Annotated in this window: 20 protein-coding genes and 1 pseudogene; 13 read left to right on the forward strand and 8 right to left on the reverse strand. The window is 63.9% G+C overall.

The annotated features are described in order from the left end of the window. The first annotated feature begins 22 nt into the window (after positions 1–22). Positions 23–5,086, forward strand: coding sequence for a tape measure protein (locus tag RSPPHO_RS17885; protein ID WP_051013837.1), 5,064 nt, complete (start codon positions 23–25; stop codon positions 5,084–5,086). 52 nt (positions 5,087–5,138) lie between these two features. On the opposite strand, the gene RSPPHO_RS11000 is transcribed toward RSPPHO_RS17885, so the two are convergent. The 4 genes from RSPPHO_RS11000 to RSPPHO_RS11010 all read right to left on the reverse strand — a co-directional run bounded on the left by RSPPHO_RS11000 (position 5,139) and on the right by RSPPHO_RS11010 (position 9,088). Further along, positions 5,139–5,372 (reverse strand): hypothetical protein, encoded by a 234-nt coding sequence (locus tag RSPPHO_RS11000; RefSeq protein ID WP_014415315.1) that lies wholly within the window; start codon positions 5,370–5,372, stop codon positions 5,139–5,141. 81 nt (positions 5,373–5,453) lie between these two features. Then, positions 5,454–5,603: a DUF3096 domain-containing protein gene (locus tag RSPPHO_RS18975; RefSeq protein ID WP_081581731.1), complete on the reverse strand. Its 150-nt coding sequence runs from the start codon at positions 5,601–5,603 to the stop codon at positions 5,454–5,456. A 229-nt stretch (positions 5,604–5,832) separates the two neighbouring features. Beyond that, positions 5,833–6,108, reverse strand: a complete 276-nt coding sequence (locus tag RSPPHO_RS11005) for a PepSY domain-containing protein (RefSeq protein ID WP_051013838.1) — start codon at positions 6,106–6,108, stop codon at positions 5,833–5,835. 385 nt (positions 6,109–6,493) lie between these two features. Next, complete coding sequence (locus tag RSPPHO_RS11010; RefSeq protein ID WP_014415317.1) at positions 6,494–9,088, reverse strand: cation-translocating P-type ATPase; 2,595 nt, start codon at positions 9,086–9,088, stop codon at positions 6,494–6,496. Positions 9,089–9,701: 613 nt separating this feature from the next. Here RSPPHO_RS11010 and RSPPHO_RS11015 point away from each other — a divergent pair. The 11 genes and pseudogenes from RSPPHO_RS11015 (at position 9,702) to RSPPHO_RS11065 (ending at position 20,276) form a co-directional block, all read left to right on the forward strand. Further along, complete coding sequence (locus tag RSPPHO_RS11015) at positions 9,702–9,872, forward strand: CsbD family protein (protein ID WP_014415318.1); 171 nt, start codon at positions 9,702–9,704, stop codon at positions 9,870–9,872. A gap of 235 nt (positions 9,873–10,107) precedes the next feature. Then, positions 10,108–11,202, forward strand: coding sequence for an MlaE family ABC transporter permease (locus RSPPHO_RS11020; protein ID WP_242390477.1), 1,095 nt, complete (start codon positions 10,108–10,110; stop codon positions 11,200–11,202). A gap of 4 nt (positions 11,203–11,206) precedes the next feature. Next, entirely contained in the window at positions 11,207–12,040 is an 834-nt protein-coding gene (locus RSPPHO_RS11025) for an ABC transporter ATP-binding protein (RefSeq protein WP_014415320.1), read from the forward strand. Next, positions 12,030–12,941 (forward strand): MlaD family protein, encoded by a 912-nt coding sequence (locus RSPPHO_RS11030; protein ID WP_014415321.1) that lies wholly within the window; start codon positions 12,030–12,032, stop codon positions 12,939–12,941. The genes RSPPHO_RS11025 and RSPPHO_RS11030 overlap by 11 nt, the downstream gene beginning before the upstream one ends. After that, a complete protein-coding gene (locus tag RSPPHO_RS17890; protein WP_014415322.1) occupies positions 12,938–13,537 on the forward strand; it encodes a PqiC family protein in 600 nt (199 codons plus the stop codon). Before RSPPHO_RS11030 ends, RSPPHO_RS17890 begins: the two co-directional genes overlap by 4 nt. 259 nt (positions 13,538–13,796) lie before the next feature. Then, a complete protein-coding gene (locus tag RSPPHO_RS11040; RefSeq protein WP_051013840.1) occupies positions 13,797–15,215 on the forward strand; it encodes a polyketide synthase in 1,419 nt (472 codons plus the stop codon). Continuing rightward, positions 15,182–16,108: pseudogene (gene gpmI / locus RSPPHO_RS11045) on the forward strand (2,3-bisphosphoglycerate-independent phosphoglycerate mutase); the annotation flags it as partial. The gene RSPPHO_RS11040 and the pseudogene gpmI, both read left to right, overlap by 34 nt. Beyond that, positions 16,098–17,444: a murein hydrolase activator EnvC family protein gene (locus RSPPHO_RS11050; RefSeq protein WP_014415324.1), complete on the forward strand. Its 1,347-nt coding sequence runs from the start codon at positions 16,098–16,100 to the stop codon at positions 17,442–17,444. The pseudogene gpmI and the gene RSPPHO_RS11050, both read left to right, overlap by 11 nt. Further along, on the forward strand, positions 17,441–18,766 hold the full coding sequence (locus RSPPHO_RS11055; protein WP_014415326.1) for a S41 family peptidase: 1,326 nt from the start codon (positions 17,441–17,443) through the stop codon (positions 18,764–18,766). The genes RSPPHO_RS11050 and RSPPHO_RS11055 overlap by 4 nt, the downstream gene beginning before the upstream one ends. 34 nt (positions 18,767–18,800) lie before the next feature. After that, positions 18,801–19,403 carry a hypothetical protein gene (locus RSPPHO_RS19980; RefSeq protein ID WP_041795155.1) on the forward strand — a complete coding sequence of 201 codons (603 nt, stop codon included), beginning with the start codon at positions 18,801–18,803 and terminating at the stop codon, positions 19,401–19,403. Positions 19,404–19,697: 294 nt separating this feature from the next. Continuing rightward, the gene (locus RSPPHO_RS11065) at positions 19,698–20,276 is read left to right on the forward strand and encodes a nucleoside 2-deoxyribosyltransferase (RefSeq protein ID WP_014415327.1); all 579 of its coding nucleotides are present in this window, start codon (positions 19,698–19,700) and stop codon (positions 20,274–20,276) included. Positions 20,277–20,872: 596 nt separating this feature from the next. On the opposite strand, the gene RSPPHO_RS11070 is transcribed toward RSPPHO_RS11065, so the two are convergent. From RSPPHO_RS11070 to RSPPHO_RS11085, 4 genes are all read right to left on the reverse strand, one after another. Then, entirely contained in the window at positions 20,873–21,769 is an 897-nt protein-coding gene (locus RSPPHO_RS11070) for a LysR family transcriptional regulator (protein WP_041795156.1), read from the reverse strand. A 69-nt stretch (positions 21,770–21,838) separates the two neighbouring features. Further along, positions 21,839–22,780 (reverse strand): thioredoxin-disulfide reductase, encoded by a 942-nt coding sequence (trxB, locus tag RSPPHO_RS11075; RefSeq protein ID WP_041797233.1) that lies wholly within the window; start codon positions 22,778–22,780, stop codon positions 21,839–21,841. Positions 22,781–22,912: 132 nt separating this feature from the next. After that, entirely contained in the window at positions 22,913–23,527 is a 615-nt protein-coding gene (locus RSPPHO_RS11080) for a peroxiredoxin (RefSeq protein ID WP_041795158.1), read from the reverse strand. A 236-nt stretch (positions 23,528–23,763) separates the two neighbouring features. Continuing rightward, on the reverse strand, positions 23,764–24,423 hold the full coding sequence (locus tag RSPPHO_RS11085; RefSeq protein WP_014415331.1) for a TetR/AcrR family transcriptional regulator: 660 nt from the start codon (positions 24,421–24,423) through the stop codon (positions 23,764–23,766). Between the two features lie 204 nt (positions 24,424–24,627). Here RSPPHO_RS11085 and RSPPHO_RS11090 point away from each other — a divergent pair, with 204 nt between their 5' ends. Beyond that, complete coding sequence (locus RSPPHO_RS11090) at positions 24,628–25,791, forward strand: HlyD family secretion protein (protein ID WP_051013841.1); 1,164 nt, start codon at positions 24,628–24,630, stop codon at positions 25,789–25,791. Positions 25,792–25,794 lie beyond the last annotated feature (3 nt).

Here is a 25,794-nt window from a genome sequence, read left to right on the forward strand (position 1 = left end):
GCTTTTTGTTGGAGATCGCCCAATGGTCGATATTAACCGTCTGGTCCACGAAATTGTGATCGACGACGCCGGTGCCGTGGCCGGCGGGCGCCGGGTTGAGAGCGCTTTCGACCGCCTGAACGCTGCGGCCCAGCGTGGATCCGGGGCGCTCTCTCAGTTCGATCGGGTGATCGAGGCCAATTCTCGCACTTCGCTGTCGGCAGCGGCCTCTTTGGAGCGCTGGCGCCGTGAGGCAGACCAGACTTACGCTATCAACCAGCGCCTACGGAACGCGCAGCAGGACTTGACCCGGGCATTTCAGCAAGGGTTGGTCTCGCAGGCCGAGGCAAACCGTATGCTTGCCCAGTTGCGGGGGCGGTATATCAGCACAGCCGAGTCCGTGCGCTCCTTGAGTGCGGCGCATAGCGGCATGCTCGGCCCGCTGGGGCAGGTGGTGGGAGCCTTTGGGCGCGTACAGGGGGCTATGGGGGCCATAGCGGCCGTTGCGGCGACCGGCCTTGGCTTGGGTAGCATTGTCCGCACCGCCGATGACATGACCAGTTCTTTGGGCAAGCTGTCCGTGGCCACGGGGTCCCTTGCGGGGGCTAGGGCTGTCTATCAAGACCTCTACAAACTTGGCCTCCAGACAGGTCAAGCCGTGGCTGATAGCGCCGGCCAGTTCAATCGGTTCTCGATCGCGGCTCGCGCAATTGGCGCGACGAGGGGACAGGTTGTCCAATTTGTCGAAACAGTGCAGAAAATAGGCATTGCTTCTGGAATTTCCGTGCAAGAGGCAAACAATGCTGCCATCCAGCTTGGACAAGGTCTGGGTTCTGATCGGTTCCAGGGCGAAGAGCTGAAGTCTGTTCTTGAAAACATGACTGCGTTGGGCGAGGCCTTGGCGAAGCAACTTGGGGTGCCCCTGGGGATGCTGCGAGACCTCGGCGCTCAAGGTAAGTTGACGGCAAGGGTTGTGTTCGACGCTGTTTTGGGCGCCACGGACGACGCTCGCGCAGCGTTTGAAAAAATGGGGATGACCGCCCGCCTCAGCGCCAGCATTGCCGGGGTGGCGTGGGATGGTTTTGGCCCGAAGCTCGACCGTATTCTTGGATTGTCAGAAGCGATCAAATCGACCTTTAAGGGGCTTACCGGGCAAATGGTGGATGAAATGTCCATCCTGAACCGTACGGTGGACGCCCTCGGAGCGAATTTCGATGGGTTTTCGGCCGCCCAGGTCGCCGGGCTTGGTCTGGTGGCGGTGGCGCTCGGAAAGTTGGGCGCGTCCACGGCGGCCGCTGCTGCCGCACTGCCTGGGTATGCCAAAGCTGCCATCAGCAACGTTATCGCCTCTAAAAGCCAAGCCGCCGCCGCGCTTGCCCAGGCTCAGGCCGATCAGGTCGCCACCGCTGCGACCTTGGAGCGGATCAACGCCAACGTTTCGTTCACGCAGTCGCAATTGGCTGTTACCCGCGCTGAAATCGCGGCAGAGCAGGTAAGAAAAGCGGCGCAGATCAACAACATCGGCCGGCTGGCCCGTCAAAAAGAGATTATGGACCTGCGGCGGATTGAGGCGGTTCAGCTTCAGACGTTGTCCGCACACACTAGGACCCTGAGCGCGGCGATGGATGCCAACACCGTTGCCCAGGGTCGTGTCACGGCCGCAACTGCGGCTCATAACGACGCTCTTATGGTGAATGTTGTCAAATCCCGCCTTGCGGCTGCGGCCCAAGCGACCTGGGCTAAAACGTCCGCCTTTTTTGGCGGGCCTCTGGGTGTGGCGCTCACTGTGGCGGCTGGAGCGACCCTCTTGCTCGCCACCCGGCAAACCCAGGCAGAGCAGGCGGCCGACCTACACCGCCAGTCGCAAGAGGCCTTGTCAAAAACGCTGATGGGGCAGGCTTCTTCTGTCGATGAACTGATAAAAAAATATGCTGCTCTCAATGATGCGCAGAGAAAAAGTGAATCTATTTCGCTTGAAAAAAATATTCTCATAGACCGAGAGGAACTAGCGAAAAAAATCACAAACTCTGATATCAACTCTTTAACTTCTGGATTTAGCCTTGGTGCTAATTACGATCAGGCTAAAGAGCTTGAAAAGGTCGTTTCTGCTTACACGAATATTCTCAAGAGCGGGAACATATCTGCCGCGACGTACACGGCAACCCTTCAGGACTACGCCGAAGGGCTCGGCGGGCGGCTCGGTGAAAACCTCAAGTCTTTCGTGACTGCCACCGTGGACACCGCGAAAGAAGTTGAAACGCTCCAGAAGTCTATTGAGCGAAAAGTTGACACCATTGCCCTTTTGTCTGGCCGCATGACGGAAGCCGCATATGCGGCAAAGTGGTTCGGGAAAGCAGGCGAAGAGGCTGGGCAAGCGATGTCGGGGGCCGCCACTTTGTTTGGCGACGCGGGCATGTCTTTGGGGTCCTTCATCGAAAAAGCCGCCGCCGCCGAGGGCGCCGCCGCTCCCTTGCGCGCCCTTGCCGACGCCATGCGTGACGTTGCCGCAATGGGCCTGCGCGTCAAGACAATCAAGGCTTTCGAGGCCAACGAGATGGACGCAGCCCAGTTCCAAGCTGTGGCCGACAGCATCGACAAGTGGGCGGTGAAGGGCGATGCGGCGTTTGGGAGCGGCAAAAAGGCAGCTTCTGCGGCGAGCAAAGCAGCTAAGGACTATGCGAACGACCTAAAGGCCCTCAAAGACGAGCTTGATCCTGTCGGCGCCGCGACCCGCAAGTACGAGGAAGACCTCGCCGTCCTCACCAAGGCTGGCCTCAAGAACTCCGAGATGGCCGATAACCTGATCCGCCGCTATGGCCAGGACCTCATGGACGCATGGGGTCGGGTCGAGCAAGCGGGGGGCGCCGCAACCGACACTATCGGCGACACCACCAAGGCGCTTGAATTTCAGAACGAAGTCCTGGCCCTCGAAGTCCAGGGCCGCACTCGCGAAGCGGGCCTTTTGGAGGCTGAAGCGGCGTTGCGCGACAAGTTGGGCACCGCCATCGACAAAAACAGCGACAAATATAAACAGTGGCTTGCGGCGTACAACCAGCAAGCGGCGCTTAAGGAACAGCAAAATGCCATCGAACGGCAGCAAAAGCAGTTCGAGGACATGGTTGATAACGTCACCGAGTATGGCGCTGATCGTCTTGTTGACGGCTTGTTTAGTGACACTCGTCAGTCTTGGGCTGACATGCTTAAGGGGATGCAGCGGGACTTTGGCGCCTTCTTGGTCCGCGCCGCCGCCGAGGCCGCGCTGCGCCCGATCGCGGTGCGAATGGTTACTGCCCTAACCGGCACCGGCGCGGCAGCCACCACAGCGGCCGGGGCTGCGTCTGTTGCTGGGGCATCGTCGGGCGGCTTTGGGATCGGCGACATGCTCGGGGTCGGGTCGTCGCTGTCGTCTGGTATGTCCACCAGCTTGGGCACGCAGTTTGTGACGGGCTCGGTTGGACAGACCTTAGGCTTGTCCAGTGTCACACCTGTTGGTGCGGCAATTGGTGGGGCTAGCGGCCCAACCAACTTGATCGGCCCCGGGCTCGCCGCCGGAACGCCGGCGGTGAGCGTGACAGGCCTCGGCTCCGCCCTGGCTGGCGGCATCAACGCTAGTCCCTGGGGCATCGTGGGCGGTCTTGGCGCCTCCCTCCTGGGGTTCAAGGGCTCGGGGAATATGCTGATCGACACCGGGCTGGGGGTCCTGGGCTCGGTCGGCGGCGGCATGGCGGGCACCGCTGTCGGCACCGCACTCGGCGCCACGGCGGGCTCGACTTTAGGGGCGGTGGCCGGCCCGATCGGGGCGGTGGCCGGGGCCTTCTTGGGGTCCGCCCTCTCTGGGCTGTTCAAAAGCAAGACGCCAAACCCCAACGCCTCGGTCCTTTTCACGACATCAGAGGCAGGCGCCACGACTAACGCCTATGGGGCGAAGCACCTTAAAGAAGACGAATACAAAAGTGTGCTTGACCCTATTGTGTCGGCGGCGGATTCTATTGTCAAAATGTCTGGAGGCACGCTGACTGAATTTGCTTCGTCTATTGGCTATGGTCGGAAAAAGAATGTCGGCACTGGCTGGTACAACGGTCAAAATGTTGCGGATATCGAAACCGCCGTCGCGCTTTATATGCGAGATCTTGGGAAAAACCTCCAAGACGTTGACCCGCTCGTCACTAAAGTCTTGAGTGCCGCTACAAAAGCAAGTGTCGGCACCATCGTCGAAGACGTCAAATATGCCATGAACTTTACGGACACACTCTACGCCCTGAGAAACGGGACCACAGATGTGGCAAGCACAATCACGTCTACGGTCAAGACAAGCTTGTCAGAGGCGCGCCAATACCTGGGCGAATTTAACACCACGGCCGCGCGCCTTGGGTTTGACACAGCCGCCGCAACAGAGGCAAGTCGGGCTTACGTTGAGCAGCTCGTTGGAATTCGCGCCGTAACTCCAGTTGCGGGAGAAGTTACCCAGCAAATGCAAAAACTGGTCGCCACCATGGAAAATGTCGGGCCGCTCTTGGCGGACTACGGCATTGCCCTGGGAGACGCGCAGGCCGCGATGACCAAGCAGGTGGATGTATTGCTCGGGATTACTGATGCGGAGCCGGAGTTGTCGGACCTTGCGAAGACCGTGAAAGACGCGCGCGCCGCCTTTGCCTTACTAGCCGAGAATGCCGCCGATTTTGGGCTGAGCGCCGCCCAGGCGGCAGATAAGGTCGCGATTGCGACAGCAAAAATTGCTGAAAACGTCAACAAAACGCTGACAGCCACGTCTCGTGAACTTAATAACAAAGGATACCTGAACGAAATCGAAAGCATCGCGGCAACAGCAGATCGGTCTATTGCCGAAATTGTCGATGCTGGGGGCGATGGAGCGTTGGCTACTCGCAATATCGCCGACCAGGTCCGTAATGAAGTGGACAGCTTAGGGCTCGACGCCCTGCGCGCTCTCCAAACGCAATACCAAGCCACCGCGACGACGACCGAACCCACTGGGCGGGAACTGGCAGCGCAGGCCGCTCGGGCGCGGGGGCGAGCGAACACCCGGCTACCAAAATCCCCAAGGGCAAAGACAGCCGAGACCCCGGGACGAGGAAGCGGGTCATCATGAAGACGCGCCAGGCTGAGGGGGGGGCTTGCCACAACGGCGGGCGGCACGCGGCTCACCGCCGGAGAAACAAGCTTCCGCCGATCAAGATCACCCCCAAGGCCAAGACCCCTCCGGCAACAAACGACGGGATCTCGTAGGCCGTGCGCTTTTCGGCTTGGATTTTTAGATCCCCGACCTGAGCAATGTTCTCGGTGCGGTCGGTCGTGAACACCGGGACAGCCAAACCGGCAATGCCCAAAAGGGAAAGGAGGGTTCCTGACAGGATCAGGGCTTGTGGCGTGGTCATGGGGGGCTCCGTCGCACAAAGGGAGGGATGCCCCGGCGGAGGATCATCCTGTCCGTCGGGAATGCGGTCGCCTGAAGAGGGTTATGTCGCAAAAAGAGGGACCAGACCGGTCACTCCAACGATGATCAGGTAAATGGCGACGACGTAGTTGAGAAGTCCTGGACGAATGAGAATAAGTATTCCTGCGATCAAGGCGACAATGGGCTGGATTGAGACCGGATTAATCGTCATGAGGGACGCCTTTCTTTTTTGGAAAATGACTGGGGCTTGGTCGGATGTCCTCAAAWTTAAAAAAWTGATGTTTTTTGAGGCTCTGAGGAAGCCTCGGAAACTACCCAAAATCAGCGTCTGTCCTCGGTCTCTTCCGGTGAGGCGCCGGGCAGAAGGAGGCTGGGGAGGCCGCGCCTTCCCAGCCTTGCTTTTGTCGGGGGCCCCCCCCCTCATTCCCCTGATTGCCCTGTTAATTAACCTCCTTGACCTTGACGACCTCCCCCGACACCGGATCGACGTAGACCTCGACCTTCTTGCCCCCCTTGTTGGTGCCTTTGGCCTCGACGCACCCGTCTTCCGTTCCGATCTCGGTCACCTTGTAGCCCTTGCCTTCCAGGAGGGTGCGGATCTCGGCCTCAGACTTCGTCGGGCCGTCTGTCTTTTTGCACAGATCAGCGGCAAAGCCCGGGCTGGCAAAAGCAAGCGCCGAAAGGGTCACCACGGCTGTTGTCATAAAGCGGATCATGAGGTCACTCTCCTTGTCTGTTTCGACGTCAGACTCTCCATGCCGGTCGGCGTCTGAACGACCGCTTTGCTCCAAGGCAGAGACGAGAAGGCCGGGGGAAAATTCTCCGAAGCCCTTGTTTCTTTAATCCCTTGGGACGGGGCAGAACCCTAGGCTTCTCTTTGAGTAGAAACCCGGATGAGTCGCGTCAGATATCGACCAGTAGAAAGCCCTAGAGAACTTTTGCACCATAGATCGTTGGTGTTGATGAAGATAGGGTCGGGATATACCTACGCTTTGCCGTTTTTATTGGCTTTGATCATAAGGCGTGTTTATCAGTGGGGGTGGGGTTGCCCGAAAAAGCCCCCAGGACATCGTGGGTTTTTGATGGGGGGCAGCTTTATCGTCATGGAACTGACCGCCTCGTCATCCTGAGGCGCACCACCTTGGCGAGATCCAAGGTGGCCAGAAGGCCGACACCCGCGCCCAGGACAATCAGCAGATCCACGCCGCTCAAGGGGTGGAAGCGAAACACCTCGCGAACAAACGGCGAGAGGACCGTCAAAGCCAGCATGACGACAACGACTCCGATGACCCCCAGCAACATCGGATTGGGGCGCCGCAACGCGGATACGATCGATGCACTCGACGACCGGTTGACAAGAATCAAGACGAGAATGCACAGGACCAGCGAGAAAAAGGCGAGGGTCCGTCCCTCGGCTTCCGGCATTCCGCTGCGCAGGCCCATCACAAACAGCCCGGCCACCACGGCAAAGGCCAGAGCACCCTGGAAGATGCTCCACCAGATCATTGCCGCTGGAAACAAAGCTTCTGTGGGCGGTCGAGGGGGGCGGTTCATAACGTCGTTTTCCTCGGTTTCGGCCTCGAAGACCAAAGAACAAACCGGATCGATCACCATTTCCAGAAACGCGATGTGCATCGGGGTGAACACGATGGGCAGGCCAAACACCAGAGGAAGCAGGGCCATTCCGGCAATCGGAACGTGAACGGCAAAAATAAATCCTGTTGCTTTTCGAATATTATCGTAAATTCTCCGGCCTAGTCGGATTGATTTTACAATAGACCCAAAGTCATCATCCAAAAGAACAATCGAGGAAGCCTCGCGCGCCACATCGGTGCCGCGTCCGCCCATGGCAATCCCGATATGCGCCGCTTTGAGAGACGGCGCGTCATTCACTCCATCCCCGGTCATGGCGACAATCTCGCCGTCGGCTTTCAGCGCCAGCACCAAGCGGAGTTTTTGTTCGGGCATGATGCGTGCGAACACGCTGGCGGTGCGCACCCGAACGGCGAGAGCCTCCTCGGTCATCCCGGCAATGTCGTCGCCGGTCAGGCCGTCGTCGGCCTTGATGCCCGCTTGGCGGGCGATTTCCCGGGCGGTCGCGAGGGAATCTCCGGTGATCATCACAACCCGAATGCCCGCCGAGCGGCAGTCCTGGAGGGCCTTCGGCACACTGGGGCGTAGCGGATCGGCCAGTCCGACCAATCCCAGAAACTGGAAGGTCAGGTCTTGGGGCGAGTCCGGCCAGGGAGGGCCGGCGATGGTCGCGCGAGCCACCCCCAAAACCCGCCGCCCGCCCAGAGCCAGGGCGGCGGCAGCCTCGGCCAAAGCGGCGCGAGCGGTCGGATCCAGGCGGCACAAGAGGGCCATGGCCTCCGGGGCTCCCTTGGACGCGATCCGGGCCGGAACCGAGGGATCGGCACCTTGCCAAACATGGGTCACCGCCAGAAGCGAAGGGCGCAGACCGTATTGCCGGACCAGCACCTCGCCGGCGCCAGGAGGGAGGCCGGTCGGAGGGAGGAGTTCCCGGGCCAGATCGTGAAAGGCCCTGTCCATCGGATCGACAGGAATCGGGGCGCTGGCCAGGCAGCCGACCGTGACCAACTCCCAAAACGCTTCGGGTATCGGCTGGGCCGGGGCGTGTTCAAGAGAGGAGGGCACGGCGAAGGGGCGCAACGTGGCGTCTCCTCGGCGCATCTCGACGATCGACATGTGGTTTTGGGTCAAGGTTCCCGTCTTGTCCGTGCACAGCACAGTGGCCGAGCCCAGGGTTTCGATCGCGGCGGCCCGGCGGGTCAGAACGCGGGCCTGGGAGATCCGCCATGCCCCCATGGCCATGAACACCGTGAGCACCACGGGAAACTCTTCGGGAAGCATCGACATGCCAATGGCGATCCCCGCGAGAACCGCGTCGAGCCAACTTCCTCGCAACAGGCCATACAAAACAACCACCAGGAGGCTCACCGCACCACCGCCCAGGGCAAACAGCAAGACCAACCGGCGGGTCTGGCGACGCAGCCGGGGCGGTTCCCTGGCCACGGTATTGAGGGATTGGCCAATCTTGCCGATTTCGCTCCGGGGGCCGATGGCGCTGACCACCGCGATGCCTGTTCCGCGCACCACCAGGGACCCTGAAAACACCCCCGGCGTATCATCTCCCCCGGGGCGCAGGGCGTCACAGGCTTCACCGTCGATCCGCGCTCGTTTGCGCACGGGCATGGACTCGCCCGTCAGCAGGGATTCGTCGGCTTGGAGATCGTCACTGACCACCAGCACCGCATCGGCGGGCACGCGGTCTCCCTCCGCCAGGACCACGGAGTCACCGCGCACCACCTCTCGCCCGGCAACACGAAGACGCTTCCCCCCCCGGATTACCAGGGCTCGGGGACTTGTCAAATCCCGTAGCGCCTCCAAGACCCGCTCGGTGCGGGCTTCCTGGACGACGGTAATAAGAACGGACACGCTGGCGAAGGTCAGCAAGATCACAGCGTCGCGCGTGTTTCCCAGGGCTAGGTAGACGGCGCCTCCTCCCAGCAACAGGGCCAACATCGGTTCTTGGAGGACCTCTCCCCAGATTCGCAGCAAAGGGCGACGGCCAGGTCTGGGAAGCACGTTGTCCCCCTCTTCCCTGTGCCGCCTGTCGGCCTCCGACGTTTCAAGCCCCTGTCGAATGGCGCGATCGTCCTGGCCGCTGGGCATGTCCTGCTCCTTTGTTGGCAGAGGCTCCCCGGCTCAAGGCCTTGGGGAACGGGGCATTGCGGTTGGGCGATGAAGGGGGCGCTGAGAGGCAAGAAGGGAATCAAGAAAGGCCGGAGCCTCCCCAGCCCCCTCGTTGGGCGTCGAGGTCCCCGCCACCGGCGTTCCAAGAAACGAGGGGGGGAGCCGCTGTGAGGGGCCGCAGGATTTCATGAAAATAATCCAGGCCGGGGCTGCGGGGAGAGGGTCGGAAATTACGCACAGGGAGGAGAAAAATATGGGTTCCGGCCAGGGGGAGGGGTCTTTAGTAAAAAAACATAAATGAGATCATGGTTTAAGAGATGCGAGTGGTCTTGTGGAGTAGGTCTCTATGGTTTTGAAATCTTTGTGGGGATGTTCTGATGTGCGTATTTTCCGAGACTGCCGGCGCGACAGGATTTGATCGTATCTTCGTCAAAGGAAAGAGCGTCTCAAGGGCTTGAGAGGGCGCGGGGGGCTCTCCTCCCGGACCACAAGGGCCAGCCAGGACGGTTCTTTCGCGACGACGTCGGATCCCCCGTGGGATCGATGGTCCCCGCGCCCAACCGGCGCTCCCCTAAAATAAAGGCATGACACCATGGACAAGGATCGCATCGTCGGATCCGCCAAGCAGATCAAGGGCTCGATCGAGGAGGCCTTGGGCAAGGTCTTGGGCGACGCCAAGTTGGAAGAGGACGGTCGCGCCGATCAGGCCGAGGGAAAGGCCCAGAACATCGCCGGCGGGCTCAAGGATTCCGATAAGGAATGAGGCCCGTCGGCGCGGGAAGGCGGGGGAGGCCTCCTCCCCGGCCCCTCCTTTGCCCCGTCCTCTTCTGGGTTCGTGACGCTCTTATAAAAGGCTGACCGGTGGGCACCCGCCTGGGGGCTGGCGTGCGATAAGGAACCCGACAGTGACTCCTGTTGTTGTTGCCCCAGATCTCTCCTCCCCCGTTTCGGTACCCATTCCTCCCAGGGGGCCCGGGGCGGGGGGACGAGGGTGGACGGTGGAGATCGACAGCAAGCGCACTGTCTTGACGGTATCGGGCGACTGGATCGGCGGCGACAGGGGCGTGGACATCGGCGCGGTGGCCCGGATTCTCGCCGAAAAGCCCTCTGTTTTGGTGTTTCAGGCCGAGGCGTTGGGGCGCTGGGACAGTGGTTTGCTGGCTTTTCTGGGGCTTTTGCGCGACGGCGCCCTCGCGCAGGGCTTGAGGGTGGAGGATAGCGGATTGCCCGGGCCGGCGCGCCGTTTGCTCGCCCTCACCGTCGTATCGGGAGAGCTCGGTCCAAGCGCGGGTGTGCCCCCATCGTTTTTAGCACGCGTTGGAGGGGCGGGACTGGGCGTTGCAACCGAGGCGCTGGCCGGCATCGGCTTGGTGGGCCGGGTGGCCCTTCAGAGCGGTGCGGCGCTGCGCGGTCCTTCCGTTGTGCGGGCAACCGACGTACTCGACGCCATGCGCCAAGCGGGAGGCGCCGCCTTGCCGCTGGTTGCGGCGGTCAACGCCTTGGTTGGCGGCATTTTGGCGTTTGTCGGAGCGGTTCAGTTGCGCGGCTTCGGGGCCGATGTGTATGTGGCGGGAATGGTCGGGATTGCCGTGGTGCGCGAAATGGCGGCGTTGATGACGGCCATCCTTCTGGCCGGACGCACCGGCGGCGCCTTTGCCGCCACGTTGGCGACCATGCAGGGCAACGAGGAAATCGACGCTCTGACCGCCGTGGGCATTCCGGTGGTGGACTTTCTTGTGGTGCCGCGGGTCCTCGCCCTCACCGTGATGATGCCGCTGTTATACCTGTATGGATGCGCCACGGGCATTTTGGGAGGGTTTTTCGTTGCGGTGGCAACCCTGAATGTGTCAGCGATCGCCTATCTGCAAGAAACCCGCCTCGCGGTCTCGGGTCTTCAGTTTGCCCTTGGTCTGAGCAAAAGCCTGAGCTTTGGGKCCCTGATTGCTCTGGCTGGCTGTCATGTTGGCTTGCACGCCGGGCGCAGCGCCAGCGACGTCGGCCGCGCCGCCACCACCGCCGTTGTTGCGGGCATCGTTGGTGTGATCGCGCTGGATGCCGTTTTTGCCCTTTGTGCCAATGCGATAGGGATCTAGCGTCATGATGTCCTCGTTCGTCGCGCCCACCGTGCCCGCCGCCGCTAAAATTACGGTGAGGGACCTCGCGATCGGCTTCGGGGCCACGGTCATTCAGCACGATGTGTCGTTCGAGGTCCCGACCGGGGCCATTTTTGCGATCATGGGGGGAAGTGGCTGCGGCAAAAGCACCCTCTTGAAGGCGATGATCGGGCTATTGCGCCCTCAGGCCGGCACCATCCATGTGGGCGACGAAGATTATTGGGCCGCCGATGCTCCGCGCCGCGCCGTTTTGGGGCGTCGCTTTGGCGTTTTGTTCCAAAGTGGCGCCCTTTGGAGCTCGATGACCGTGGCCCAGAACGTTGCCTTGCCTCTCAGTTTACTGACCTCGCTGGATCCGGCCTCGATCAACGCCCTGGTTCACGTCAAACTCTCCTTGGTTGGGTTGGCCGGCGCCGCCGATGTTCTGCCCGCGGCCCTGAGTGGCGGCATGCGCAAGCGGGCTGGTCTGGCCCGCGCCCTGGCCCTTGATCCCGAGGTTTTGTTTTTCGACGAACCCTCGGCCGGACTGGATCCGATCACCGCGCGGCGTTTGGACGATCTGATTTTGGAGGTGCGCGACGGGTTCGGCACAACCATTGTGCTGGTCAGCCATGAGTTGCCCAGTCTGTTCGGCATTTGCGACAACGGCGTGTTTTTGGATGCCGACACCAAGACGGTCCTAGCTCACGGAGCGCCGACGCTCTTGCGCGATACCTGCGCGCATCCAACGGTCCATGCCTTCATGACCCGATCCCGACCGTCTGGCGCCCCTGGGGGGCCAGGGGCGGGACCGGGGGAGTCCCGCCGTGGCGTCTAACCCCACCGTTGTTGGTGTTTTTATCCTGGGCGCCCTGGGCCTGGGGGCCGGCGCCTTGGTGCTGTTCGGCGGCACAACCTGGTTCACCCCGGTGGTCCACGCGGTGGTTCATTTCCAGGGCTCGGTGGCCAACCTGGGGGTTGGGGCGCCGGTTACGTTTCGCGGGGTTCAGGTGGGCACGGTCACCGCCATCAGCATTACCTTGAATACCGACACCCTGGTCGCACGCATCCCGGTGTTTCTTGATCTCGATCCCTCGTTGATCGTCCTGGATCGCAAGGGGAGCGCGCCCGACGAGGCCCGGTTCGACGAACTGCTCAAGGCAGGGTTGCATGCCCAGCTTAATATGCAAAGCCTGATCACGGGACGGCTGCGTATCGATCTCGACATCAAGCCCGGGGTCACGGGAACCGTGCTGGGCGAGGCGCAGGACCGCCCGGAAATTCCCTCGATCCCTTCCACGCTTCAGACCATCGAAAGTGCCATCACCGACCTGCCCTTGAAGGAAATGGTGGAAAACACCCGCCAGACCCTGATCGCTCTCCAGCGCATCGCCGAGATCTTGCCTCGTGAGATCGGCCCCCTGGCCGACAGCATCAAGCAAACCTCCGATGCGGCCCGGGTTACTCTCGCCGCCATCGACCATCTGGCGGTCACCAGCGAGCATCAGCTCGCGGGGGTTGGTGATCATCTCGGACGTGTTCTGGAGACCTCAGAGCGCACGCTCACCCAGGCTGGTGCCCTGGTGGGATCGATCAACGCCATGACCAACGCCGAGTCGTCGATGCGGGCCGGGTTAGAGGCCACGGTCCGCGATCTGGCCGCCAGCGCGAGTGCCCTGCGCGGCTTTGCTCATACGCTGGAACGCGATCCCAGCGCGTTGATCGGGGGGCGGCCATGAGGCGGGGGAGGGGACGGGCCTTGGTGCTGGCGCTGGCGCTGGCCAGTCTTTGTGGATGCACGCGCCAGCCCGCCCCGCGTCTTTTTATTCTCGCTCCGGCGACCCTCGGCCCCGCCAGCGTGATTTCGGCGCAAAACGGAGCGCCGCTCGTCTCTTTGATGCCTGTGAGGGTGCCCGATTACCTGGATTCCACCGATATTCTGCGCCGTACCGGTCCCAACGAACTGACCCCGAGCCCTGACGGTCGATGGGGTGAACGCTTGTCCTCGGGTCTGACCGACGCCCTGGCCTCGGCCCTGTTGCCCCACCTGCCGGGGCAGGTTCTGACCACCCAGCCCGCCCCCCAGGCCGCCCGGCGCTTGAGCCTTGTGATCGAAACGCTGGAGATCGGGCGCGACAGTTGCTGGGTGATCGCGCAGTGGGAAGATCGTCGCTTGGGGTCACGCGAGACGACCCGGCGGGGACGCGGCGTGTTCGTCGAGTCCACCGGAGCCCAGAGTGATGATTCCGCCGTGGCCGCCGCCTTGGGTCTGATCATCGAACGCCTCGCCCGGTCGATGGTCGAGACTGAAAGCCCGGACATCCGCGATCCATAACGTGTCCCCTGGGGGCAGTGGGTTAACAGAGGCAGCCCAGAAACTTCGGGCACGGTGTTCAGCGATCGTCCAGCGGCGGGTTCCCCTCCCTTGGGGGCGAGAGGTCCGCCAAGCGGTTTCACACGACCGAAGGGCCCCCCTTCTTGGATCCCCTTGATTCCCCAAGAGAGCTTGAGGAGTGCGAAAAGAAGGGTTGCCTTCCTGTCAAGCGGGGATCACCCTCGTGGAAGGAGAAAAAAACAAATAGGCGCCGCAAAAGATGTCTCGTGTTGCCATCATTGGGGCTCAAGGCAGGTTCCCAGGCGGAGCGCCGGAGCCGGAGGCCTTTTTCCAACAGTTGATGGCCGGGGCGTGTTGGGCGGGGCCGGTGCCCCCGGAGCGCTGGTCGGCGGCGCGCTTTCAGGCGACCGAGAAGGCGGCCGGCAAGATGGTGGTCGAGGGCGGCTCTTTCCTGGATCCCGACGTCCAGGGGTTCGATCCAGACGTGTTCGGGCTGGCCCCCGAGGAAACCGCCTGTCTTGACCCGCAGCAGCGCCTTCTCCTGGAGGTGGCCTGGGAGGCGCTGGAACGTGCCGCCCTGGATCCCGCCGCCCTGGCTGGTCGGCCGGTCGGGGTTTATGTCGGGGGGTTCACCACCGATCACTTGCTCAATCAGTTCGCTGCCCCGGCCCGGGGGGGGCTGGGGCGGTTTTCGGCCGTGGGCTCGACCCTGACCATGCTGGCCAACCGGCTGTCCCATGTGTTTGACCTGCGCGGCCCCAGCCTGACCGTCGATACCGCCTGTGCCTCTAGCTTGAGCGCCCTGGCCCTGGCGGTGCGTGACCTGGAGGCCGGGGCGTGTTCCCTGGCGCTGGTCGGTGGGGCCTCGGTGATGCTGCGCCCCGAGTATCCTCTGGCGATGGCCGCTGCCGGTCTGCTGGCCCGCGACGGTCGCTGCAAGCCGTTTTCCGTTCGCGCCGATGGCTATGGCCGGGGGGAGGGCGCGGCGGTGCTGGTGCTCAAGCCGGTGGCCCAGGCAAGCGCCGACGGGGATCGGGTGTGGGCGGTGATCGAAGGGGTGGGGCAGGGCCACGGCGGGCGCACGGCGGGGATTGCCTTGCCGCACGGAGCGGCGCAGCAAGAGGTCATGGCCCGGGTTCTGGCCGCCACCGGCCTGGATCCCAGCGACATCGGCTATGTCGAGGCCCATGGGACCGGCACCGAGCGCGGTGATGCGGTCGAGGCGGCGGCGATTGGCGCCGTCTATGGCCGAGGGCGCGCTTCTGCCCTGCCCATAGGGTCCGTGAAAGCCAACATTGGGCATCTGGAGGCGGCGGCGGGGGTGGCCGGGGTGATCAAGGCCCTGGGGATCCTTCAGGCCCGGTGCCTGCCGCCTCACCGGCTGGAAGGGGCGCCCAGCCCGGCCATTCCCTTTGCCGCCCTGGGCCTGCGGCTGGCCCGGGCCGGGGAGCCCCTGGGGGCGAGCCGGGTGGCGGTCAATGCCTTTGGTTATGGCGGGAGTCTGGTCCATGTGATCTTGGGGCCGGGGCCGCCGGACAGCGGCACGGCGCTCGGCGCGGCTCCCTTGGGAGAGGTTCTGGCGGGGGAGGTCCTGGTGCCGCTGGGGGCGCCTTCCGCGCCAGCCTTGGCCGAGGGGTGCGAGCGGCTGGCGAGGGCGAGCACGCCGCCGATCCGGTAGCGGCCATCACCGGGTTTTATGCCACGCACGACAAGGGCGATGAGTTCGTGCTGCCCACGGTGATTGCCGACTACGCCGGCATGAAGGACGGCGACGGGGTGCTGTTTGCCAACTTCCGCGCCGACCGGGCCCGCGAGTTGACCCGGGCCTTGCTGGAGCCGGGCTTTGACGCCTTTCCCCGGCAGAGCCCGGCCTTGGTGCGGGGTCTGGCCCTGACCGAGTACTCCCGCGAGCACAACGCCTTCATGGACGTGATGTTTCCGCCCGAGGCGCTGACCAACATCCTGGGCGAGGTTCTCTCGCGGGCCGGGCTGACCCAGTTGCGTCTGGCCGAGACCGAGAAATATGCCCACGTCACGTTTTTCTTTAACGGCGGCGAGGAGCGGGCCTTCCCGGGCGAGGAACGGATCTTGGTGCCCAGCCCCCGGGTGGCGACCTATGATCTCCAGCCCGAGATGTCGGCGCCCGAGGTGACGACCCAACTGGTGACGGCCATCGAGAGCGGACGCTTCGACGTGATCATCGTCAACTACGCCAACGGCGACATGGTGGGGCACACCGGCATCTTGGAGGCAGCCATGCGCGCGGTGAGCACGGTGGACGCCGGGCTGGGGCGGGTGGTCGAGGCGGTGAAGGCGGCCGGCGGCACCATGCTGGTCACCGCCGACCACGGCAACGCCGAGATGATGCGCGACCCAGTGACCGGCGAGCCCCACACCGCTCACACGGTCGGCAAGGTGGACCTGCTGCTGGTCAACGGTCCGGCCGGGGCCACTTTGGCCGAGGGCCGGCTGGCCGACATTGCCCCCACCCTGCTGGCTCTTCTGGGTCTGCCTCAGCCGGCCGAGATGACGGGCCGGTCCTTGTTGGGAGGACATCCTGTTGGGGGGTGAGCGCGCCTTTTCCCGGCCTGGATCCTGGTGGCGGACCCCGGCCTTGCTGGCCGGCCTTGCGCTGGCGGGAGCGGCCGGGAATGGCGCGCGGGCGGCGGAGCCGTCGCCCACCGATTTGCAGGCGGTCGAGCAGGAGCTGAAACGCGAGGAAGCGGAGCGTGCCCGGCTCGACCGCGAGGCCCAGGCCACCGAGCGCGAGGCCAAGGCTCTGGCCGAGCGTATGGTGGCGGCGGCGCGGCGCATTCAGGACCAGGAGGAAACCCTCTCGGCCCTGGAAAGCCGGCTGGCCGCCCTGGGCCGCGAGGAAAAAGCCCTGAGCACCGCCTTGTCGCGCCGCGACGATCAGGTCGTGCGGGTGCTCACGGCGGTGCAGCGTCTCGCATGGCGGCCAACCGAGGCTCTCCTGGTGCAACCGGCCCCCCCGGCCGACACGGTGCGGGTCGCGATCATGCTGCGCCAGGCGATCCCCCGAATCCGGGACAACGCCCGCACCCTGGCCGGAGAGTTGGTGGCGCTGCACAACATCGATACGGCCATTCGCGCCCAGCGGGCCCAGATCCGCGCCACGGGCGACGCCTTGCGGGCCGAGCATGCCGCCCTCCTGACGTTGAGCGAAACCAAGCGGACCCTGGCCCAAGACCTGCGAGCCAAGGGGCAGGCCGCCGAGGAGCGCATGGGGAGACTGGCACGGGATGCCCAGGACCTGCGCGACCTGCTGGCCCGTCTGGAAGCCGAGAAAAAAGCCCGCGAGGAAGAAGCGCGCCTGCAACGAAAGCGCGAAGAAGAGGAGCGTCAGCGCCGTGAGCGCGAGGAGGCCGAGCGCCGGGCCCTGATAGCCCAGCACCAGAAGCCGCCCTCACCGATCGTGGCGGCTCCCCGCCTGGAGCCCGCCCCCACCATCGAGGAAGTGCCCGATACCGGGTTCGAGCGGGCCCGGGGCCGCATGCCCTTTCCGGCGCGGGGGCGTTTGGTGGGCGCCTACGGGGAGCGCACCGAGCTTGGTGGCATTGCCAAGGGCCTTCGGATCGCCACGCGCTCCGGCGCGCAGGTGGTGGCCCCCTATGAGGGCGTCGTCGCCTTCGCCGGGCCTTTTAAGGGCTATGGCAATCTCTTGATCATCGATCACGGCGGAGGATATCATACGCTGCTGGCGGGGCTTGGCCGGATCGACGGAGTGGTGGGGCAACGCCTGACCGCAGGCGAGCCGGTTGGGGTCATGCCGGCCGCGGACGGCAGCGGGGACACGCCGGCCCTGTATGTGGAGATGCGCCGCAAGGGTCAGCCGATCAATCCTCTCCCCTGGCTTACGGCAAGCAAAGGTAACGCAAGCGGATGACCTTTAAGAAATGGATCATGGCCGGGACCATCGCCGGCTCGGCGTTCACGGCGGGTTTCATGTCCGGGGGGAGCTGGGCCGAAGCGCGTGGCGGACGCACTTATGAACTCCTCGACTTGTTCGCTGACGTCTTTGAACGAGTCAAGCGCGACTACGTCGAGGAAGTGGCCGACGAGCCACTGATCGAGGCGGCCCTTAACGGCATGCTGACCTCCCTTGATCCTCACTCGGGCTACCTCAACGCGCAATCCTTCGAGGACATGCAGGTCCAGACCAAGGGCGAGTTCGGCGGCCTTGGGATTGAAGTGACCATGGAAGAGGGGCTCGTCAAGGTCGTCTCGCCGATCGACGAAACCCCGGCCGCCCGGGCCGGCCTCCAGCCCGGCGATCTGATCACCCATCTCGACGGCACCAGCGTCATGGGCATGGCCCTGCCCGAGGCCGTGGAGAAGATGCGCGGCCGCGTGGGCACCGACATCCGCCTGTCGATCCGTCGCGGCAACCAGAAGCCCTTCGATGTCACCCTGACCCGCGCTGTCGTCACCATCAAGTCGGTGCGCTCCCGCCTGGAGGGGGATATCGGCTATATCCGCATCACCACGTTCAGCGAAAAGACCGACGACGGCCTGATCGACGCCATGAAGAGCCTGAAGAAGGAAGCCAAGGGCTCCCTCAAGGGCTATGTCCTTGACCTGCGCAACAACCCGGGCGGCTTGCTCGAACAGGCGATCGCGGTGGCGGACACCTTCCTCGATGCTGGCGAGATCGTCTCGACCCGCTCGCGCGACCCCAAGGACACCCAGCGCTTCAATGCCCGCTCCGGCGATCTGGCCGATGGCCTGCCCATGATCGTGCTGATCAACGGCGGCTCGGCCTCGGCGAGCGAAATCGTCGCCGGCGCCCTCCAGGATCATCATCGCGCCCGAGTGCTGGGCACCCAGTCCTTTGGCAAGGGCTCGGTCCAGACCATCATGCCGCTGCCCGGCCACGGGGCCATGCGCCTGACCACGGCGCGCTACTACACTCCCTCGGGACGCTCGATCCAGGCGGTGGGCATTCAGCCCGACCTCCAGGTGGAACAGCCCGGGGTCAGCGCGCCGGCGCGCGGCGAGGCCTCCTTGCCGCACGCCCTCGACAACGACACCCTCGACCGCCTGCCGCCGACCAGCAAGCCCAAGAGCAGTGACCCCCAGGCCCCTCAGGAGAACGCCCCGGAACAGCCCGCGGGCAAGGACGGCGCGCCGGCAACCGACGTTCAGCTCAACCGGGCCCTGGAACTGCTGCGCGGCGGCGACGCCGGCAATCCGGCCACCCCGAAGTAAGGAAAGGGGAGGTCATCGTGCGGGGAGCAAAGCCGTGGTAAAAAGTCCCTCCCGACCCAAGAGAGGGGCGGCCCCGGCTGCCCTGGATGACGACGACGACCTCGCCTTCGATCTGGCGACGCCCTCCGGGCGCGGTGGCGATCTGGATGAAGATCTGGTCGCCCCACCGCGCGCCGGTCGGGGCCGTCGGGCCGCTTTCGACGATGACGACGACGATTTTGCTCCCGGCCGGGCCGGCGTCTCCTCCAATCTGGTGCTGGCGGGATTGGCGGGCACCATGGCGGCCGGTTTGGTGGGCGCGTGGTTCATGGTTGCCGCAGATCCCTCGGCGGCCCCGGATCCCGAACGCCCCCCCCACCGGGATGACCGGCTTGACCCAGGCCCTGCCCCCTATGGGGGGGGGGCTTGGCCCGGGCCGGCGCTGACCTTATGTCTCCCCCCTGACCGCGGCCAAAAGCACCTCGGGCTCACCGCCGGGATCGACCAGCGCGGCGCGACCCGTGCGTTGACACACCAAAAGGGTGCAATTCTGCTGAAAGGGCGTCACAGGGAGCACACTCACCGACAGGCTCATGGGGGGCCTCGATCCGACATCACACCACGGGAGCCCCATCCTGCCCGCCTGGCGGCCCAATGACCAGAGGGCAACACAGCCTGATCTCGAGTCGTGCTCCCCCCTCCAACCCTTGAGACAAAGCGCCGCCGTCCCGTGCAAAGACCACGCGCATCCCCTTACGGATGACCAGGACATTCCTCCGCTCCCCCGCGCTGCAATAAGGGGCAATGGTTGCCGTGGCGCCGGCCGGCGCCCGTATTACGACGTGCTTGTGTATTTTTTTGCTGAAGCCCCCCAAACCCCTGCGGTATGATAAGAGGGTGAAAAGGGGGGGGGAGGACACAGGGTCTTCCTCTCGAAAGAAAGGCTGGTCCGATGCGACTCTCGGTCAAAACCGATGCGGGTCAGGGAACGAGCCGGAAGAGGGTCTACCTTGCAGGCCCCGAGGTGTTCCTTCCCGATCCGGACAGGGTGGCACGGGCGCTCAAGGAACGCTGCGCCGCCCACGGGCTGGAAGGTGTATTCCCCCTGGATGCCGGCCTTGCGTTGAATGATCTCACCGCTGCCGGTCAGGCACAGGCGATTTTCAACGCGAATATCGATCTTATTCGCGGATGCGATGGTGTTATCGCCAACATGACTCCGTTCCGCGGCCCCTCCATGGATGTGGGCACCGCGTTTGAGATGGGCTTTGCCGCCGCCCTTGGCAAACCCGTCATCGGCTACACCGACGATCTGGGCGAATACGTAGACCGTGTGGTAACGTTCTATCGTGGTCACGTCACCCGAGAGGGCTGCGCTTGGCGCGATCCCGATGGCTTGACCATTGAGGACTTTTCCCAGGTGGACAACCTTATGATGTGTGGCGCTGCCCTAGCGATTACACGAGATTTTGACCAAGCCCTGCTCGCTATGCGGGGTGTCTTTGGCCATTCCCTGGCGTGCGTCGGCTGACCCCTGTGCCCGGGGGCCCCGAGATATTACCTCCGAGCTGACTGAGTGCCAGGCCTCCCGGCCGATCGCGGATACCCCCTCGCGATCGGCCGGTATTTTTTTGCCCTCTTTCTCACCGCGGGCACAAAAAAAGCCCCGCAAAGCACGAAGCTTGCGGGGCCAAGTCGGAACAGGGAGGTTTCACGTCTGGGAGACGTAGGACACCACCGAAGCGGCGCCCCGAAGCCGGGTCACCCCGGCCAAATGGCGGCACAAGGGAGGAGGGCCGCCAAATTCGGTGCATGTGCAAAGCAACATGCGATGTCTGTATGTAGCGCCTGCGACGGATCTTCACCACGTTCTTTTCTACATTTGAGCCATGCACCTGTCGCATGATTGTCACAAGGGCAGATAAAAAATGGTATTTCATGACCACTTCACCCTTTCCTTGACAAACGTCGCAGAGGACGAACCGCAGGGCGGCTCCCCCGAAGGCAAGACAATGGTCGCAGCTCTGCCAAGAAACCGTCGTGTTTCTTAGCAGAGCTGCGCCTTTTCCTTTTCTGATAAAAATCTGGGGTGTCGCCCCACGCGAGGTCCCGGGGCGACAGATCCGCCTAACAACTAAACCCTGAATTATTCAACTCATTGATCAGGAAGTCCCTGAATACCGCGACGCGCTTGCTGTGGCGCATCTCCTCGGCATAAACAAAATAAATACTGATCATGGGCCCCTGACGATCGGGCAAAATTCGCACCAAGTTTGAGGACTCGGAGGAAAAGTATTCAGGCAAGGCAGCAATCCCCAACCCGCTTTCGACGGCCCGAAACATCCCATAAAGATTATTCAAGCGCAAAACAGGTTTGCGAGGCCGATTGTCGTCACGCCCTGCCGTGAGCAACCAATTAATATTGCCGACCGGCGGCTTGAATTCGTCGGCATAAATAATCAACCGATGGTGATCGAGATCCTCGGCCCGCTCGGGCAGGCCATGGGTCTCCAGATACTCCGGGGCAGCAAACACGTAATACGGCATACTGACCAACTGGCGCTGAATCAGATCGGGCTGGCGCGGCGGCATGAAGCGCACCGCGACATCCGCCTGACGCATGGCCAGATCCAGTTCGGTGTCATTCAACGCCAAGGTCACGTCGATGTCGGGATAGCGGTCCATGAAGCGCTTAATGCGCGGCGTCAGCCAAATGGAGCCGAAAGCTAAGGTGGTGGTGACGGTCAAGGGCCCCTCGGGCCGCTCGCGGCTTTCGCCCAGGCGAGCTTCCACCGAGGCGAGCTTGCCGAAGACCTCATGCACCGTCTCGTACAGCAGTTCGCCCTGCTCTGTCAGAATCAGACCGCGGGCGTGACGATGGAACAACGCGGCTTTCAGGCTCTCCTCGAGGGCGCTGATCTGGCGGCTCACCGCTGATTGGCTCAAATTGAGGATGTCGCCCGCATGCGTAAAACTGCCGGCTTCGGCCACCGCATGAAAAACCCGCAGTTTGTCCCAGTCCATGGTCTCCGCTCGGTTCGAGATCGCCAACAACGGGGGGGAAAGACCCGGGTCCTCCCCCCCCTTCTCGTTTTAGTCTTCGTGGGCGGCGAGGAAACGCTCGGCCTCCAGCGCCGCCATACATCCTGAGCCGGCCGCTGTCACGGCCTGACGAAACACAGGATCTTGCACATCCCCCGCCGCGAACACGCCAGGCACGTTGGTCGCCGTGCTCTTGGCCGCAGTGACCAAATATCCGGCGTCGTCTTTGTCCAAGGTAGGGAACAAGCCGGTGTTGGGGGTGTGGCCGATGGCGATAAATACGCCCTCGCAGTCCACGGTTTCCAGGGCTCCGCTCACGCTATCCTTAAGGCGAACCCCACACACGCCTGGAGGATCCCCTCCCCCCAAGATTTCATCAACAACCGCATTCCACCGCACGGTGACCTTGGGGTGGCGCAAGAGCCGCTCTTGCAACACCCGCTCGGCCCGCAGGGCATCGCGGCGATGGACCAAGGTCACATGGCTGGCGTGGTTGGTGAGATACAGAGCTTCCTCGACGGCGGTGTTGCCGCCCCCGACCACGACAACCGGCTTGCCGCGAAAGAAGAAGCCGTCGCAGGTGGCGCAGGCCGACACTCCGCGCCCGGAATAGAGCGTTTCGCTCTCCAGGCCGAGCCAGCGGGCCGAGGCCCCGGTGGCAACGATCAAGGTGTCGCCGCTATAGACATCACCACTATCGCCCACGGCCACAAAGGGCCGGCGGCTCAGATCGACGCTCACAATGGTGTCGTGCATGAAGCGCGTGCCGACGCCTTCGGCCTGACGCTGCATGCGCTCCATCAGCCAGGGGCCCTGGATGACTTCGTCGAACCCGGGAAAGTTCTCGACATCGGTGGTGATGGTGAGCTGTCCGCCCGGTTGCAGCCCTGCGACCAGCAAGGGCGACAGGCCGGCACGCGCGGCATAAATGGCGGCGGTACATCCGGCGGCACCGGAGCCTAAAATCAAGACACGTGACGAATGGTGGGCCATGAGCTGGCGCATTCCCCTCTGGTCAAGGTGAGTCCCGTTCCGCACGCGGCACGGCAGGAAAGGAGGATAGAAGGGCCCGGTCCCCGGGGCAAAGAGAAAGCACCCGGGATCCGTGCGCCTTTTTACGGGGGTTTACAAGCTCTTCGCGTTTTCGGCCAGGAAGGCGGCCACGCCCTCTGGTGTTGGGGTCATTCCCGCCTTGCCCTTGCGCCAGCCCGCCGGGCACACCTCGCCGTGGGTATCGTGGAAAATCAGGGCATCGAGCATGCGCAGGGTTTCGTCCACATCGCGCCCCAGCGGCAGATCGTTGATCACCTGCTGGCGCACAACGCCCGCCCGGTCGATGAGAAAACTGCCGCGCAGCGCCACCGCGTCCCCGGTGAGAACCCCGTAGGACCGGGCGATATTTTTGGTCAAGTCGGCGACCAAGGGGAAGCGCACCGGCCCCAGACCGCCTTCTTCCACGGGGGTCCGCTTCCAGGCCAGATGGGTGTACTGAGAATCGACCGACACCGCGACCACCTTGCACCCGCGCTCCTCGAAGGCTGGCATCCGGTTGTCGTGGGCCAGGATTTCCGAAGGACAAACGAACGTGAAATCCAGAGGGTAAAAGAAGACCAGCCCATAGCCGCCCGCCAGATGGGCATGCAGGGAAAACCCGTCGTCGATCCGGTCATCCGCCAGCACCGCCGAAGCGGTGAAATCCGGGGCAGGCCGGCCGATCAAACTCCCCACGGCATCACTCATGACCTTGTTCTCCTTGATCCGGTCCCCTCCTGATCCGTGAGGGGACGGATGAGATGTCGGGGAGAGCCGCCCCAATAACAAGGGGGATATGCGTAAATTGCATGAAGTCGGCACCGCCCGCCTCGCCCCCGGGGCCATTGGGTGCAGGGGCTGATGTCCGGGGGAAAGAAACAAGGAAGGCTGGAGAAACGCAGCCGTCCCAGGCCCCTCGTTTCATCCAAGGGCCCCCGGGGCGGTCAGGGAGCATACGCCCGCAGGAAAACCGCCAAACCCTGGCGCACCTCGTCGGCGATGACGTGCGACGAAGGCGGGGCGCCCACGTTCCACAGGCGGTAAGCCAAGGTCCAACCCTGGCACAACGAGGTGAGATGCCGTGCCGCCAACAGGGGGTCGCCGGCGCGCAATTGGCCGGCGTCCATGGCGCGGTTCAGGTACTCGGCCAGCCGGCGATGGGTGATCTTGGGGCCGCGCTCGTAAAACATGGTGCCCAACTCGGGAAACCGCCGCGCCTCGGCCGTCACCATGCGGTGCAGGCAGATCGCTTCCTCGCTCAGAATCATGGACACAAAGCCGAGACAAAAGCGATACAAGGCCTCGGCCATTTCCAAATCCGGGTTAAGCGCCTGAAAAGATTCGGCTTGAAGCCGGGTGGTAACCTCATCAAGCACCGCGGCGAACAAGTCGCGTTTGCTGGGGAAGTAGTTCCACAGCGTGCTCTTGGATCCTCCCACCTGACAGGCGACCAGGGACATGGGGGTATCGGCATAACCGCGTTCAAAAAACAGGGCGCGAGCCGTTTCAAGGATGGCGGCGCGGCGCGAGGCCTTTCGGCAGCTCCCAACGGGAGAGGCCGGTGCCGTCGGGGGGCAATCCGGGGGGGTGTCGTCCTGGGTCATGGTGGAAGTGTACTATACAGTACGATGGCGCCTTGACAAGCGGTCGGGACAAGCGGATATCACAGTACGGCTTGGTACACTTCGCCGCCGCGGCGCGGGTCGTGCCGCACGCCGCCCCCCGGCTGAGACCTCCGGCGCGGGGGGAGCGGTCCCCTCCATCCCTTCTCTTTTCGCTCCATCGCTCTGGCCGTGAGGAGTCCATCCGTGTCACAGCCCCCCTCTTCGCCGGGCAACGCCCCGGTTGCGCCTGCCGTCGCGCCTTCGCCTGCCCCGCGTTCGTCCGTGCGGCGACGCCTGTTGCTGGGGCTGGCCCTAGGGGTCTTGGCGGCCGGCGGGGGGGTATGGGGCTGGGAAGAGCTGATCGGATCCCATCGCGTCGAAACCGACAACGCCTATGTGGCGGCGGACATGGCCGACGTGACCCCACTGGTCGCCGGCCCGGTGCGCTCGGTCCACGTGGTGGACACCCAGAGCGTGAGGGAGGGCGACGTGCTCGTCACCCTCGACGACACCGACGCCCGCTTGGAAGTCGAGCGCAGCGAGGCCGCCCTGGCCCTAGCCGAGCGGACGTTCCGTCAGACCGAAGCCAAGGTGCAAGCCCTGCGCGCCCAGATTACCGCGCGCGGCGCCGACATCACCTCGGCCCAGGCCCGGCTGACCTCAGCACGGGCGGTGCTGCGGCGCACAGCGGCCGAAGCCGAGCGGCGCCAAGCCTTGCGCGCGCCGCAGACCATTTCCATTGAAGCCCTGACCGCCGCCCAGACCGCCCGCGACGAAGCCGCCGCCGCCGTGGCGGAAGCCGAAGCCGCCATTGCCCAGGCCCAGGCCAACCGCGCCGCCGCTGAGGCCGATCTGGCCTCCACCTTGGCGCTGATCGAGGGCACCACCGTGGAGACCGCCCCCGACGTGCGCGCCGCGCGCATGCACCGCGACAAGGCCCGCCTGGATCTGGCCCGCACCGTCATGCCCGCGCCGGTAGACGGGGTGGTGGTGCGCCGGCAGGTCGAGGTGGGCCAGCAGGTCCAAGCCGGCCAATCGCTCATGCGGGTGGTGCCGCTCCAGGCGGTTTACGTCAACGCCAATTTCAAGGAAGGCCAGTTGACCCACGTGCGCGAGGGGCAAAAGGTTGTGCTCACCTCCGACCTCTACGGCAAGGACGTGACCTTCCACGGCCGGGTCGCCGGGTTCTCGGCCGGAACGGGGTCGTCCATGGCGGTCATCCCGGCCCAGAACGCCACAGGCAACTGGATCAAGGTCGTGCAGCGCCTGCCGGTCCGGGTTCAACTCGATCCCCAGGAGTTGAAGGCTCATCCCTTACGGGTCGGGCTGTCCATGACCGCCGAAATCGACACCAGCGCCCGGGAGTGAGGC

The organism is Pararhodospirillum photometricum DSM 122 (assembly GCF_000284415.1).
Taxonomy (GTDB): domain Bacteria; phylum Pseudomonadota; class Alphaproteobacteria; order Rhodospirillales; family Rhodospirillaceae; genus Pararhodospirillum; species Pararhodospirillum photometricum.